Source organism: Hoskinsella mucinilytica (genome assembly GCF_045223415.1).
In the GTDB taxonomy this organism is placed as follows: Bacteria; Bacillota_I; Bacilli_A; order Erysipelotrichales; family Erysipelotrichaceae; genus Hoskinsella; species Hoskinsella mucinilytica.
The window spans coordinates 30,858-46,330 of the sequence record NZ_JBEQZJ010000033.1 but is presented as its reverse complement, the minus strand read 5'-3'; the positions used below and the strand labels follow the sequence as shown (position 1 = coordinate 46,330).

Genomic DNA, 15,473 nt, shown 5'->3' with positions numbered 1-15,473 from the left:
TGGTGGGATGAAAATGAATGAAATTTTTAACTTTCAGTTTGTGGACCGAAAACATGAAAGACAAGACTTAAAAGAAATTCTAAAATCAGAAGAATTTTTAATAACCCTTCTAGGAGAAAATGGTGTTGGTAAAACAACCCTTCTATATGCTCTACAGGATGAAATAGATCATTATGATTTTATATTTATTAATCGTAAAATCGGGTCGTCTGAAACATATCTATCTATTTTTTTAAATACACTAAATGATGAAAGTAAGCTTACATTAAAGGACTACTTTATTCATAATTCAATATGTATTCAACATCTTCTTTCAGCGGGGATTACATCTATTTTAAACTTTAAAAAAATTGACTATTTAGACGAATTGATTAGTTTTTTCTTTAATGACGGCATCTCTTTTTTAGGACAAAATAAAAAACCGATGCTTAAGGAAGATGTTTTATTAAATTATCTTGAACGAATCAATAAAGAAAAAAATTGCATTCTTATTTTAGATAACTTTACAAATTGCGATTGTGATTCTTTAGAAGTACTTTTACCCCTATTAAAAAAAATCAGAGAAAATAAAATTATTAAAGTTATCTTGCTACTCACTGAAAATGTTAATTATGATTCTATTATCTTAGAATTACGAGAAAAACTCTTTATCAAACCATATATAATCAGTAAATTGCCTAGTGAAAGTGAATTTATTCGAATATTAAATAAAAAAATGATGATCAGAAAATGTGATGAATCTATTATTAAAGATCTATATGAATACTGTGATGGAAATCCACAAAATCTTAAATGTTTTTTAATGAAGTTAATATCAAAAAAAGAGCATGATTGTTTTTATTCAGATATAAATTTAGAGATAGTTGATATTGCAGAGTATCTTGGCGAAATGAGATTGGGGTTAAATATAAAATTTAATCCTTATGAATCTGCAATCTTATTTGTATGTTGGTGTTTAGGATATTCAAAAACAAAAGAAATCATTATTCATTACTCTATGGCACTTTTCAACCAACAAAAATATCTTGATGAAAATTTTGAAAAGCTAGTGAACAATAATATTTTAGCAATTGATAACTATAATGGTTTTTATTTCACTTATAAATTCTCTCATGACAGTATTTTTTTTCTTGTTGAAAATTATATCAAAAAGGATAAAATCATATCTAAAGCTTTACCTAGTTGGAGTAATTGTTTAATAAAAGAAATCGTAAAAGCAGCAAATCAAAATGAACTTGATGAAATAGAAAGCATAGAAATTCAAGCAAAGCTTTCACAATATATCATGCGGCCATATGTTCAAATTGAAAAAAATATGCAATTTGCTAAATATCTAGTAAATAAACATAGATATAGCCAGGCTTCTAGTGTCTTGTCTAGTTTATGTAGCGTTAATCAATTCTTAAATAAAAAAGAAATGCTGTTTGCTATAGATACATTATATCATACCGGAGAATATCAGCGAATCATAGATATCACTGCTGGCGTAGATTTTAAAGATTTTTATTTCTATTTTTTAAAGGCAAAAGCTTTTAGTATCCTTGGAGAAAAAAAATTATCTCTTTTATATATTGAAAAAGCCTATATTTATGCAAAAAGCAGAAATAATAAGCTGTTATTACTTAATATAGAGTTATGTGTGTTATTAGAGATGAAAGACAAAAAGAAGTTAGCTGAACAAAAATTTAATGATTATATTGCATCAACAAGAAAACAAAAAAATAAAAATTATACATTAGGAGATGGATATGTACTAAAAAATTCAGAAGATTTTTTACCTAATGAAGAAGCACTTGAAAAATTACAACTTTCTTTACAAATTTTGAAACGTTATAAAAAAAATTATATGATTGACTGTGTGAAGCATAATATGGGGGTGATTTTATTTCGAATGGGGAAATATGATGAGGCGAACATGCTTTTTGAAGAAACAATCGATAGTTTACTTAATTACAAACCACATGAGTGTTCTTATTCGCTCAATAATCTAGCAGTATTACATATGATAAAAAATGAATTTTCTATAGCCTGTGAAAAACTTGAAGAGGCACTTTTTTGGAATCGCTCTCCTTATACAAAAACTGCTTTAATGTGTAATCTTGCTATTTGTAAAATAGAGCTTGGGTATACTAATAATGCTATTGGACTTTTAAAAGAAATTAATGAACATATAGAGTATTATCATCTCTTCTATCCAGATATATTGCGTAAAGTAGCCGTTAATACAGCTTATATAAATTTTAAATGTGGAGATATAACTGCTTCAAAAAAACAAATTTTAGCTATATTGAAGGAAGTAGAAGGAACAAGTTCTGAATTAAAGTTGCATAGATTAATTCAGAACATTCCTGAAATGAAGGGATATCTTAAAAATTTCCCTCAGCCAGAATTAGATTATGAATGTGTGCCATTTGATTGTTGGATCGTTACTTTGACTCATGATTAAATCTTTTTTCAATAGAATCAACATATAAACATAGAAACTCGTCAAATGTTAAACCAGCATGTTTGCACATTAAGCCCAATTCTGTTGTACTACTAATTCTAGGAACTGTATTTAATTCAATGAAATATACTTTAAAGTCTTTTGTAACTCTATAGTCTATTCTTATAATATCTTTATAATGTAATTTTTCAAAAATACTTATGGTTGTATGCTTTATATTTTCTATTACAGCTTTTGGTAGCTTTTGATCAGCAATGATATCTATTGTTTTTTTGTTTGCTTTATCATCTTGTGATAATACTGTATCTATATAGTACTCTTTTCCATTTTTTAATGTCATAACGACTTCATTTAAAACATAATTTCCCTTGTTTCCTACAAGCATATTTGTAACTTCATAACCATCTATATATTCTTGCATTATAATCTCATTATACTTCTGATTCAATGTGTCATATATTAATCTTGCTTCATCATAAGTATGACAAATGTTTTTTTCGGATATACCAATAGACGATCCTTCTGTGTTAGGTTTTAAAATGACCGGATAATTTATATTAATAAAATCTAAATCATAAAATGTATAAAGAGAATCAAATAAAATACTTTTAGGAACAAGAAATCCCTCTTTTTCGACTGCACAATTTGCATAATATTTATTATTTGCAAGCCCAACTAAAAATGAATTTCCACCTGATAAAAAAATATTTAGCATTTCTGCCATAATAGGAACTTGCATGCGACAATATTCTTCATTCAAACCATCAGACATATTTATGTAAAGACCATTCGGCATTAATATTTTATTATCATAATAATGAATTAGTTTTTTTACACCTCCGAAAATTTCACATTTATAGCCTTTTTCTTTTAATAGATTGCATATTTCAATAACAGAATCTTTTCTTGGATGATCATTGTAATATCGATTATTTCCATTCACACTAGGAAAGTCTTCACGAAAATCACATATAATATAATAATTCATCATGTTTTCTCCTCATCTACAGATAATTTCTTATTATCCTTACATAATGAAGACATTCAACATAAAGTTCTATCAAAGAAATGCTTCGTTTTTTCTTACTCTCTTATACCTGATATTCTACCTTATGATCCTTATATCACTATAGCATTAAAATAATAGGTATTGGCTCTCATCATAGTCAATACCTATATGTTCATAATTTTATAAATTTCCGTATTTTATGACTTCGATTCAATCATTTAAATACCGTTAGCATCATCTTTTTTTCGCAAATGTTTCAAATGCTCTATATAAGCCTCTTTGCCTGATTCTTTTTCCATTGCAAGCATATGATCATATATACCATTCAGGACAATAAAGTTCATTCTCAACATCTCTTCCCTTGTATCAACGAAATGGATATCTATCTTTGGATATCTCTTTTTTATCATATCCATCAATTTTTCATCATAAAAGGGATTGCTTATCATATACAGACACCTTGCAGCTCCAATCAAATCTTCATTGACAACAATTGAAAATGAATAAGTAATTTCATAAAGATCTCCAAATGTCATATACATCCAAAGTTTTATGATTACCTTTAAATCCTCAAATTCAAATTCAAAATAATCATTCAATCTAGCAAGAAACTCTTCAAATTCTTTAAATATCATATTATAAACATCTTGTTCCCAATCCTCTATATCGCCAAACATATCCTTGGTACGCATTGCAATACTGTCTAAACCAAGAACTATACCATCTTTACTTTTTTCCTTCATCATTTCTTTTAAAGTGTAATTCCAATTTTCTTGAAACTTTAATTCATGGTACTTAGCCAGCAATTCCATTTTGAATGCTATTGCATCAACTGCTCGATCCTCCTCATAACCAATTTCTAATAAGTGCTCATACACCAATGTAATCATTTTTGGTTTCTCTTCTTCTAACTGCTTGAGTACTGCTTGACGATAATGCTCATTCAAATATTCTCTGCTCATAGTATTCCTCGCTTTCTTCTGTTTTTCAGCATATAATGATGAAACAATTAGTAAAGTTTTAATATCCTTTACTTATAATTGAAACAAGAAAGCTTTTCTCTTTTTGAAATACGATACAATTAACTATTTTTATAAGATGTGCTGATTTTATCATACTTTCAGAATTTTGCAACAACAAAATCAACCAATTTTCAAGTGCCATCCCATAGAAATCATTGCTTGCTCATATTAAGACTTTTATATGCTCAAACACTGATTTCTCAACTAGAAAAAAAGTGCTCATCTTTTGATCAACACTCCTATCATTTTATGTAATTTATACTTTCTTTTTTAGATATCATCCTCAACATCAAATTCGCCGATCTGTTTAAGATACGATAGGTAACCATCACTGCCCAACTCTTTTTCCCAAAATCGCATACTTTCATAAATTCTGCCTAGCAAAAGAAACGACATTTTAAAAACCCTATCCAAATTCTCTCTCAAACTAAAATCTAAATCAGGATGTTCTTTTTTTATTTTTTCAAATAAGGTTTCATTATGAAGTATATTGCTATTGTAATCAAGCATCTTTGCCATTCCAATCAGATCTTCATCTGCAACTTTAGAAAAATCATAAGTCGTATCATGAAGACTTCCATATAAGAAATACATCCACATTTCTACAATTTTTTTCAATTCTCTAGAATTCAGTTGATGACGTTGCGCCAGTGACTTCAGATTATTCTCATATAAATTAAGCCCATCTAAGTAATAATCCTCCTCACCATGTGCAATATATCCATATTCTTTTCTTAAACGTCCTTCGACCTTTTCTAACTGATAAGCATTCAAAACCACATCTTTTTCTTCTTCTTTCATCAATTCATCTAAATTACGGTTCCAAACTTCTTCATCAAAATTTTTATTTTCAGATAACATGTCTAACAGCATCATTTCCAATTGATATGCGAGTGCATCAACAGCACGACTTTCATCATACCCAATTTCCAACAAATGATGATACACAATTACTGTTTTCATAGGATCCTGTTGTGCTAATTGATTCTTGATTGCTTTTCGGTACTCCTGTTTTAAATATTCTCTGCTCATAATGATTACTCCTCATCTTCCTCCTTTTATTTTACCACAGGAAAGGTTCTATTTTATTTTAAATTGTCTTCATTGTTATCCTATCGTTCCATATAACATGCATGCACATTGATTGAGAATATTAGTGTAGTTGCTTTGATAATATAAGCTTCTTTCTCTGGAACGAATCACAGTCATATCATTTTGAAAAGAACCCATATTCACATAAACACGTTATCTTGCGCATCCTACAATTTTAAGTTTTCATTATCTGGATTTACATATATTCCTATCAACATTCATCCTTTCGTTCATATTGTATCACATAGTTATGATTACTGTGCCTGTTTATTCTATTCAAACGTAAGTAAAGTAAAAAAGCACCAATCGATTGATCAGTCCCCCTTTAAACTCCTATTCAGTTTCTCCATAATAACCATAATAATTTGCATGATATTGATCTAGCCGGTTTAGTACCACTCCTACAATATGCCCTCCATTTCTTTGTATCATTTTCTTGCTTTTTTCTACAAACTTACGTTTCACATAATCGCTTCGTACAACATAAACGATCCCATCCACATATCTGCCAACAATAGATGCATCCACTGCACTATTCACTGGTGGAGTATCTAAAATGACATAATCAAATTCTTCTTTCCATTTATATAGCATTAATTCAAATAGCTCATTACTTAATAACTCAGTAGGATTAGGTGGGATTTTTCCGCTGAACATCAAAAACAAATCAGGAAATGTTGTTTGATATATATTCATTCCCATTTGCCTGCTTAGATATTCACTAAGCCCTGGGAGTTCTCTAGATACATGAAGATAACGATACAACTTTGATTTTCTTAAATCACAATCAATTAATAATGTCTTTTTTCCAGCACTAGCAAAACTAACAGCAAGATGGTATGCTGTCACAGATTTTCCTTCATTTGGCAATGTACTTGTAATTGCAATCGTCTTTGTAGCTTCGGTATATAGAAGATTTGTACGAAGTGTCTTGTAAGATTCTTTTACACTTGATCCCAGTTTGATATCTTGTAATTGGATGATTGTTTGTTCTTTCATATCTTGCTCAATTATTTTATTATGATGATTTTCTTCTATTTTTACCATAGTTCTTTTTCCCCCTTTTCTGATAATTAAAAGAGTCATCTTCCATAATCTCACATAAAACAGGTAACTCAAGATATTTTTCTACATCATCACTTGATACGATACGATCGTTTAATAAAAACTGGAGCAAAATAATTCCTGCCACTAAAATGCCACCAACAAGTCCACCAATGAGGACATTCATTTTCAGATTAGGACCAACCTTATCATGATCCTCTATTGCTTCCTCTATGAGATATGGCTCCTTAGAATCTATTTCTTCAACACTTTCCATACCATAATAGACAATCTTATTCACAATATCTTTTGCAATCTTAGGATTCTTGTCTTTGATAGATACTTTTAGAATTCTTGTATCCGTTGGATTTGATATTTCAACTCGAGCAGCAAGTTGTTTATATGACATTTTTAAATCCAATGCTTTGATTACCTTTTCCATGATTGGTCTACTTTTGAAAATGATTTCGTAATCATTGGTTAATTCTGTGCTAACTTGTAATTCTTGCAAGGATACCGCAGGATTTGCATCATTATCGCTTCCTCTCATATAAACCATAGAAGATGCGGAATACATTGGTGTCATACATTTGGTCGTATAAAACCATGCACAACAGATGCCTATCCCAACTCCCAATACCATCGTCCACCAAAACCTCAATAGCTGATGCAATAATGCTGAAATATCAATTTCAATTTCATCATCTTTCCTTATTCCTTCTGTATTTTCTATTCCCATCATTTCACCACCTGCCTATTATTATAATGGCTGAGTAGTATATTTTTACATTTCTATGTAGTAACATGCATAGGATATTTTTATAATACTTTATTTAGATTTTTGGGTGGTATTTATTTTGTATATAATACTAAATTTCATTTAATATAGCCTAATTATATTCTACATTTCTTAGTTTTGTTACTTTGTTTCTATACATTGAAAAGGTTAATCATTGAAAATTGCATAATTTACCCCTTGGTTATTCAACATATTTTCAAATGAATTCTCATATAAAACCATTGATGTAGAAATGATACGTTTAAAAGCTCTATCCTTGTGAATTAAAGCAATTCTAGATAATAAATCTTTAGGAAACTGTCTAAAGACCCTCTTTCATCATTTATTGCGATATATTTAAGTTTATTCTTATTTTGTATCAACTCAATTCCCTTAAATTCTATACTAAAGTGAACTACCCTGCTACAAGCAACTAGGTATCTGTAACGGGCATAGCTCATTCATTGCTATCACACAAAAACATTCAAGTTTAATTGCTCCTGCTGGAGCAATTGCTTATATTCTTTTTCAATTCCTTGATTTTTCACATACTCACGTATCACTGCTTCACTACCACTTGATACTGCCGTATTAACGAAATAGTCACTCGTCCAAAAGTTCCCTCCCTATAATCAATGTCATTAAGTTAAGGATACTTAAGAGTTAAGCAAAAGGTAAACTAAAGAGTACTGCTAATAAAAGCAAAAAAACATCAGTCAAAATCTACAATTTAAGCGTAATGAAAAGAAGTTCTGAAAATGAACTTTTTTTCAAATGTGTGCTATAATAACGATGTTATGAGATACAATAATTAAATCGTATGAAGCTCTTGAGCTTCATCTTTCGTTTAACATGTCGGTTCGGACGTATCGGCGAAAGTTCACTGCGGATTAATTTATCGAGATCAGGTGGGACACCACCTTTTCTTTTACTTGCATCACGTATCAAATGGACTGCTCTGGTGACATTGATAGCATATTCCCATTTGTTTTTTGAGTTTAGTTTGTCCGCTGTATGATTAATAATAATCATGCAGATATTAAAAAGTATCATTCTTGCCCAGATTTCCTGCAAAATGAATGTTCTTTTCTTTGAATGAAGCGCCAATAAATCAACAGCGTATTTCAAATAACGGAATTATACCTCAATGCCCCAGCGCATATTATAGAGTTCTTTAATCATATCAGGAGTAAACAACTCTCTAGGTAAGTTAGAAATGATCGATTCATATTCTTCTTTACCATTGATTTTAAAACGCACAATCGATAATTTACAGTATAAAAAGAAGTATCCTTATCAATAAAATCAAAAGTAGAAGAAGACGAAAGGAACCTATATGTATCAGGATTCTCCTTCACTTCGTTGGTCTGCCTGGTAGTTAAAATAGTATCTATATCTACGTCAAATTCACCATCAGGCAGCTTGAATTTTTTAAGTAAACCATTGGAGGAAATGTCTTTCGCTCGAATCAAAAAGAATTGACCGGCATGTTTGATGTGTTCCATGTTATTCCATGTAGCATAACTTCTATCGGCGATAAAAATCGCTTTACTGCCCTTATACCTTTCTACCATTCTCCACATAGATTCTTGTTCGGCGGAATGAGTTGCACTATTTACAATAGCATCTGTATAGCAGTTGTTTAAGATATCAAAAGCGGCATTGATATGATATTGATTATGACCATTGTGCTCATCACTAAGTCCCTGCAAAGTTTCGGTATCTTTAGGATCATAAGAAATAGGGAGATCAGAACCATCAACAGCAATCAGACGGTAGTCATGATAAGTCTTAGAGTAGGAGAAAGCGTCATTTACATTGTGAAATAAGGATTCAAAAGCATCAGGAAGGATTTTATCTCTGGCTTGAACAAAAGCGCTGGAAGAAGCAGTAGCTAAAGAAAAGTCGAAATAGTCAAAAAGTTCTTCTTTAATAGGCTTGGCGGACATAAAAACAATCAGCAAAAGCATATCAGATAAAGGGAGCTTTCTATTTCTGGTGAAATCAACAGAAGCATTCGCAACGAGATTAAGACTTGATTTTTGAGCAGCTAAATCTCTAACAATCTTTTTAAAAGAAGATATAACTTTTTTAGAATAATTAGGCATGTATATCACCATAGTTAACGTTTCTGAAATCTAAAGAACAAAGAAATATAAGTAGTTTAGTAAATGTCATAAGATTTACCTCCTCAACTACCTACAAAGACGCTGAGAGTAGCGAAGCGTCCCGATTTTTGAATAATTGTCAATGAAAAAAAGCAAATTTTAGCAAAATAAAAAACAGGAGGACTTTTTAATTTCCTTCTGTTTCTTAACTTAATGACATTGCCCTATAATCGCTTTTTTTTACTTCTGGATTTCTTTTGAATATTTCTCTTGCTGTTATACTTTTCACTTTCTTGATTATTTCTGCAGGATTCATTATAGGTACCGCTTGAATCAAAAAATGCACATAATCTTTATCGGAGCCTATTTCAATGAACTCTATCTCATACTTATTACTTCACATACTTTTCTTCACATACTTTTTTTAATGTATTATTAATTCTGCTTCTATCTTTTTTATTACAAATTCCGATACATCTGATCCATGCTTTAATTCTTCTTTTGTTTTTCCCATGATGCCTCCAACTTGTATTAGTCTACATTTACTTTTGATTTCTATATAAATAGTAACATATTGTACAGAGCCGATCTACAACTTTTTTTGATTGAGATATTTAGAATGAAAAAAAACAAAACTTTATTTTTTCTTTAAACGAATAAAACTTTTATAATCATTTTCTAAAAAGTACAAAGCCAGTTTTGCAGAAATACGGCTTCCTTTTTCTTGATAAATCTTATTTTTTTCAGTATTACCCCAATCACTCAAACACTTCATAGATATAAAATATACAGGATGTTTATCAGAATTTAAGGCTGCATAATATAATCCTGCTGTTTCCATATCTAGTCCAATAAATTTTTTATTTAGTGGTGAAATTACTTTATTGATATAATACTCACTCTTAATCACAGCAGTTCCTGAAGCAAAGGGACCAACATGTATTTTAATATCACTGTTATAAATGTCTTTCCTTAGTTGTGAACATAGATCTTTATTAGCTTTATATTTATTAAATATTTTTCTTAAATCTACATCTATTTTGTTTGGAGAAGCATTATAAATAACTGTAAAGTCATTCTTTTCTTCATTATCTTGTATTGTAGTAGATGAATAATCCCAAGCTGATTCTGCTACCAAAACATCGCAAAATCCTTTACTATCCTTGCTTCCTAAGCCAGCTGCTATTCCTGTCATTATTATCATTTCAGGATCATATTTGACAATCAGCTTCGTAATTAATTCTGTAATTGGTATCAATCCCATGCTCAAAGGGCTACAAACAAGAACTTTTAAATCATTAGATAGAACGCTTTCATAAAATCCATCAGCATTTTCCGATCCACCAAAAGTATTTTTAGCTTCTTCGAATTCTACTTCAACTGCATTGACTATTGCAACATCAATCTTATTTTTATTTTCATATTTATTTATGGCATCTTTTAACTGATGTTCCCATTCGTCTTTTTCTTTGCTGTAGTCTATGATCTGTAAGCCTAATTGATTACATTTTACAACTATATCATTATTTACATAAGATGAAATAGCTATAACTCCTTTAGGCTGAAAGATTTCATCCTCATGTATTATATAATCATATAGCATGATTCCACCATTTTCTTCTGGTCCTTGGGTAAGATCAATTGGTATTTGCATATCTGTAATAACAATATCATATTGCTTGTTCATCAATCTTTCTTTTGCTTCATCAACAGTTTGAAAAATAAAGAGCTCATGTTTGTTTTTTTTCAAAAATTCTTTCACATCACGTTTTCCATCACTATCCTCAATTAATAAAATCTTCATTTTATCCTCCATTTTACTTATTACTGTTTTTTATATTTTATAATGTTCGTAAAAGAGCATCAATGTATTTGATCCAATAATCATCTGTATAACAACATAATATTGCTCCTAGGTATTTTTCGCTTAAATCACTAAGGAATGCATTTAATTCCGCTATGTTTTTTATATCTTGATAAAAGCTGTTTGATAATTTTGCTGGCTCATAATATTTACTTTCTAATATTCTATTAGAATCCATCTCAGTACTGAATTCTTCATACTGTGTAAATACCAAATAAGGAAAATCAGAATTATTGATATATAAAAATTTTGCAATTTCTAATCCACCCATCATGTTAGCAATACTGTCCTTATTCTCAGGCAAATGCATATCTAATATTAACAGTTCAAATTTTTCTTCTGTTAACAAAACTTCTAAAGCCTCATTTACACAATTAGCAATTTTCACACAGCAGTTTTTACTTTCAAAATACTCTGTCAACATTTTTTGTTTATCCAACTCATCATCTATAATCAAAATTTTATTCATTTAATTTTCCTCTCTTCTTATTAGTAACTCTAAATATATGCTAAATACACCGTTTTTTCTGTCATAATTTGGTGTTAATCTCCATCCATTACTAATAACTTCATTCAAAATTTCAATCACCGTATAGTAGCCGTTACCAAAAGAAATATTCTTATCTTCATCTCTTCTTTCTTTACTATCAATTCTCTCTTGTATCATCTTAATACGGTTATCCATTTCCTCATCACTAATATCTTGAGAAATTTTATTTGAAAACTTAAATGCTATTTTATCATCAAGTTTTGTAAACTCAATAATAATATTTAGATCATGTGATTCAAAGCCAGAATGTTTTATAGCATTGCTTAAAAAATTTTCCAAAATCATATTCAGTTTATATGGAGAAATATCTTTTATATTAACGTTTCTTCTTTCTTCTTTTCTATTCTCATATGTTATATTTAATCCTTTTTTGATACACGCCTGTATAAAATCATCTACAAAAACGTCTATTGAATAATTTTGCTTGGTAGATTCTTCGCTATATGATAACCATTTTTCAAGATTCTTATAAAAGTCTTCCAATTCTAATTTTGATTTTTTTAAATTTTCACTTAACTTTTTTTGTCTTGATAAAGCTTTGAGCATATCATCAAATTCAAATGAAAAGAATTCTCTTAAAGAATCAACAATTTCTTTCTTTACTCTATTAAGTTCCATTTTCAATTGATCTACTAATAATTTATAAAAAGTGTCATATAAATTGTTAATATTTTCAAGATTTAATTTCGTAAATGCGTCATATATGATATCATGCTCTATAAACAAATGAATTCCATATTCGTTCTTTTTCTCATCATAAGGTCCTAATTTTTTTGATCTTATGAATTCAATTTTTGCATTAACTTTAGAAGAAAAAGATGAAATAATTTTTTCCTCTAATACTAAATCATCTATAAATTTGGGACTATAATTAAAATTCTCACTTTTCCTAATATATAAATCATTTTTTTGCAATAAATCTAAAATATTATTAAACTTATTATGTCGAATATGGCCTATCACTACATCCATTTTACTGATAAAATCTTTTCTGTATTTTTTAAAAGCTTCCATTAGCAAATAGTATTTTGAGTTTTTTTCAGCTTCACTTCTAAGCATTATATCTTGTGTTTTTATTTGGGTAAAAGCATTAAGAACTTCACTTTTTGTAACATCAGTCAAATTAATTACTCCTAAATCTACATGCCCACTATTTTTATTTTTTTTAATGAACGAAATATCTCTGTCATAAATTAATTTCTCTATTTCAGAATTTAATTCATCTAGATCAACATCATAACCGCTTTTTTTAATTATATCTAACAAACACAATCTTTTTTTGTATAGCTCTATTGGCTTTAACACTTTCTTATTTACGTTTAAATAATAATGTTTTATCCAGTTCACATTGCAAATATAATAAATCATAAACAAATATTTCTTTTTTTCCATATAGCCATTTGGAATAAATGATACATCAAAAACATCTATTCCATTCAATTTTATGTAGTTTATAGCATATTTTGTTAATTTCATACTTTCAGATGTAGCCTGTACTCTATTCATTTGAATTATATAAGAAAAAATTAAATAATCTATTGATTTCAGACATTTTTGCTCAATTTCTGATTCTAAAATTTTAGCACTTAGTTCCCTATAATCAATATTTTTGACTACTAACATCGATTCTAAATATAAATCATTAAATATTGTAATTGCACCAATTATATCTAAATTCTTTTCTTTTTTATCTAAAAGTATTTTTGCGATTTCTATGAAGCAGTATCTATCTACAGAATTAAGTTTTGATAACCGCTCTATATTTTCAATATAATAATCATTTAATAATTCAATATCTTTTAAAAGTGCAGATTTAATTGTTCTACTTATTCTTCCTAAATTTATATTTTCTTGCTGATTCGCTAACAAAAAACATTTACCCCAATTATTTCTATACTGGATTTCATTACTAGCTCTATTTTCTGAAACAATATTTTTATTATATATTTCATCAAAAGAATAATAATATGTTTTTGAAAATACATTTTTCATCCAAAAGCTATATTCTACATTACTTTTTTTCATATCATTACAGTCTTCAAAAATATAATTAAAATCATAAAATATTGTTGAGTTTAAAAAAAGCGATAATAATTTACTATTAAAATAAATATCATTTATCCGTTTTTCATCAAACATGAAAAGTGATTTCACCGAATAAATCAATTTATTTAAAACTGTATTCTTTTCAATATCTGTATTAAGTATTAAGCAACATTTACCTGCCAAGCAAATTAATGAAAAACAATTAGCATTTTCATTAAGAGCGTTTAAACAAGCACTTAAGCACTCTTCATATTTTTCATTAAAAAATAACTTATTTACATTTTCAACCTGAAAGCTTAGATTAGTTTCAATTTTCTCTAAATCAAAACTGCTTTTACTTAAAAATGAATAAGGGAAAACATTATTTAACGGTTTGCATAATGATACTATTTTTTTTAAAGGCAACAATTGATTTGTTATAACAACAGAGATTATTTTTTCAAATAATAAAAATTTATCAATTAATGGTAAAAAAGAGATTGATTTTACAAGAGGAACAGTTTGTTTTATATCAGTAATACAATCAAATTGAACAAGAGATTCAAGATAGAATTTATAGGCACTATAGTTTCTGTTTATTTTTTTAACACCTATATCAATATCTTCTAAATTTTTTGTCTTTATTTCTCGAAATGCCGATTCAGTACTACTGTTTCTGTTTTTTTCTTTGAATAACTCTATTACTTTGATTGTTACCTTATCTTTATTCTTTTTTAAACTTCTGTAAAATGAAACATATTCTATCTCGTTATTGGATAATGATTTTAATACAAATACTGCATCTAACAACCAATGTGAAACTCCATAATTACTATGAATATTTTTCAGGATTTGACAGGCTTCTTCAAAATCATTAAGAATTAGTTTTTTTTCAAAACAATCTCTTAAATATAAGAAATCATTTATTTCCACTTGATAGACTAGAAAACATTGAACATAAAAGCTAAATTCTCTCATAATAATTGAATCAAGAGCTTCCCCCTCAACCTCAACAAGGCATGGAATATTGTCAATTGCTATTAAATTTTTTAATTCTTTAGGAAAATAAATATCGCTAAAATTTCTTTGATACATTAAAAACTTTATGAACCAAAAAAATTGATTTTTTGTACCTTCGACTTTTAATTGTTTTAATTGATTAACAGTGACTTTTCCCTTCATCAAATCAATTTTAAACTTTTCAAATTTAAATTTATCCATAATTCCTCATTCTCTTTCTTCAATTAATTTAAAATAAGATATATATTTTAAATCATTTTTCTATCAAATTCTCGTTATTCCTCTTGAATATCATAAACATAGTCTATAGCCTTTAATTCATTAAATGTATCGATTTCGATAATATCATCTTTACTCGTCTTTCTCACATATATCTTATATTTTTCTTTACATTCTTACAATGCAACTTCATCCCAATAAAATATGATTCTAAAAAATATTCATTTTCTAGTAAATCATGTACAATTTAAATACTAAAAATGGTATTGGTTTAGTGATATCAGTTATACCAACAT

Annotated in this window: 10 protein-coding genes and 1 pseudogene; 1 reads left to right on the top strand and 10 read right to left on the bottom strand. The window is 28.4% G+C overall.

Annotated features, from left to right (window positions below):
• Positions 1 to 13 precede the first annotated feature (13 nt).
• On the top strand, positions 14 to 2,446 hold the full coding sequence (locus UGRO018_RS12545; protein WP_416326835.1) for a hypothetical protein: 2,433 nt from the start codon (positions 14 to 16) through the stop codon (positions 2,444 to 2,446).
• Here the strand turns inward: UGRO018_RS12545 and UGRO018_RS12540 are convergent.
• From UGRO018_RS12540 to UGRO018_RS12495, 10 genes and pseudogenes are all read right to left on the bottom strand, one after another.
• On the bottom strand, positions 2,427 to 3,434 hold the full coding sequence (locus UGRO018_RS12540) for a D-alanine--D-alanine ligase family protein (protein WP_416326834.1): 1,008 nt from the start codon (positions 3,432 to 3,434) through the stop codon (positions 2,427 to 2,429). The two genes, UGRO018_RS12545 and UGRO018_RS12540, sit on opposite strands and share 20 nt — an antisense overlap.
• Before the next feature lie 239 nt (positions 3,435 to 3,673).
• Positions 3,674 to 4,417, bottom strand: coding sequence for a hypothetical protein (locus UGRO018_RS12535; protein WP_416326833.1), 744 nt, complete (start codon positions 4,415 to 4,417; stop codon positions 3,674 to 3,676).
• 330 nt (positions 4,418 to 4,747) lie between these two features.
• The gene (locus tag UGRO018_RS12530) at positions 4,748 to 5,509 is read right to left on the bottom strand and encodes a hypothetical protein (protein ID WP_416326832.1); all 762 of its coding nucleotides are present in this window, start codon (positions 5,507 to 5,509) and stop codon (positions 4,748 to 4,750) included.
• A 393-nt stretch (positions 5,510 to 5,902) separates the two neighbouring features.
• Positions 5,903 to 6,616 carry a CpsD/CapB family tyrosine-protein kinase gene (locus tag UGRO018_RS12525; protein WP_416326831.1) on the bottom strand — a complete coding sequence of 238 codons (714 nt, stop codon included), beginning with the start codon at positions 6,614 to 6,616 and terminating at the stop codon, positions 5,903 to 5,905.
• Positions 6,588 to 7,352, bottom strand: a complete 765-nt coding sequence (locus tag UGRO018_RS12520) for a YveK family protein (RefSeq protein ID WP_416326830.1) — start codon at positions 7,350 to 7,352, stop codon at positions 6,588 to 6,590. The genes UGRO018_RS12525 and UGRO018_RS12520 overlap by 29 nt, the downstream gene beginning before the upstream one ends.
• 1,217 nt (positions 7,353 to 8,569) lie before the next feature.
• Positions 8,570 to 9,499, bottom strand: a complete 930-nt coding sequence (locus UGRO018_RS12515; protein WP_416326829.1) for a transposase — start codon at positions 9,497 to 9,499, stop codon at positions 8,570 to 8,572.
• Positions 9,500 to 9,734: 235 nt separating this feature from the next.
• Positions 9,735 to 9,881 (bottom strand): annotated as a pseudogene (locus UGRO018_RS12510) (transposase); the annotation flags it as partial.
• Between the two features lie 255 nt (positions 9,882 to 10,136).
• Positions 10,137 to 11,303 carry a phosphorylase family protein gene (locus UGRO018_RS12505; RefSeq protein WP_416326828.1) on the bottom strand — a complete coding sequence of 389 codons (1,167 nt, stop codon included), beginning with the start codon at positions 11,301 to 11,303 and terminating at the stop codon, positions 10,137 to 10,139.
• A gap of 37 nt (positions 11,304 to 11,340) precedes the next feature.
• A complete protein-coding gene (locus UGRO018_RS12500; protein WP_416326827.1) occupies positions 11,341 to 11,832 on the bottom strand; it encodes a response regulator in 492 nt (163 codons plus the stop codon).
• A complete protein-coding gene (locus tag UGRO018_RS12495; RefSeq protein ID WP_416326826.1) occupies positions 11,833 to 15,159 on the bottom strand; it encodes a hypothetical protein in 3,327 nt (1,108 codons plus the stop codon).
• Positions 15,160 to 15,473 lie beyond the last annotated feature (314 nt).

Bases quoted from the DNA above. Each gene is read 5' to 3' on its own strand.
- UGRO018_RS12545 (WP_416326835.1), top strand. From the start codon at position 14: ATGAATGAAATTTTTAACTTTCAGTTTGTGGACCGAAAACATGAAAGA.
- UGRO018_RS12540 (WP_416326834.1), bottom strand. From the start codon at position 3,434: ATGAATTATTATATTATATGTGATTTTCGTGAAGACTTTCCTAGTGTG.
- UGRO018_RS12535 (WP_416326833.1), bottom strand. From the start codon at position 4,417: ATGAGCAGAGAATATTTGAATGAGCATTATCGTCAAGCAGTACTCAAG.
- UGRO018_RS12530 (WP_416326832.1), bottom strand. From the start codon at position 5,509: ATGAGCAGAGAATATTTAAAACAGGAGTACCGAAAAGCAATCAAGAAT.
- UGRO018_RS12525 (WP_416326831.1), bottom strand. From the start codon at position 6,616: ATGGTAAAAATAGAAGAAAATCATCATAATAAAATAATTGAGCAAGAT.
- UGRO018_RS12520 (WP_416326830.1), bottom strand. From the start codon at position 7,352: ATGGGAATAGAAAATACAGAAGGAATAAGGAAAGATGATGAAATTGAA.
- UGRO018_RS12515 (WP_416326829.1), bottom strand. From the start codon at position 9,499: ATGCCTAATTATTCTAAAAAAGTTATATCTTCTTTTAAAAAGATTGTT.
- UGRO018_RS12505 (WP_416326828.1), bottom strand. From the start codon at position 11,303: ATGAAGATTTTATTAATTGAGGATAGTGATGGAAAACGTGATGTGAAA.
- UGRO018_RS12500 (WP_416326827.1), bottom strand. From the start codon at position 11,832: ATGAATAAAATTTTGATTATAGATGATGAGTTGGATAAACAAAAAATG.
- UGRO018_RS12495 (WP_416326826.1), bottom strand. From the start codon at position 15,159: ATGGATAAATTTAAATTTGAAAAGTTTAAAATTGATTTGATGAAGGGA.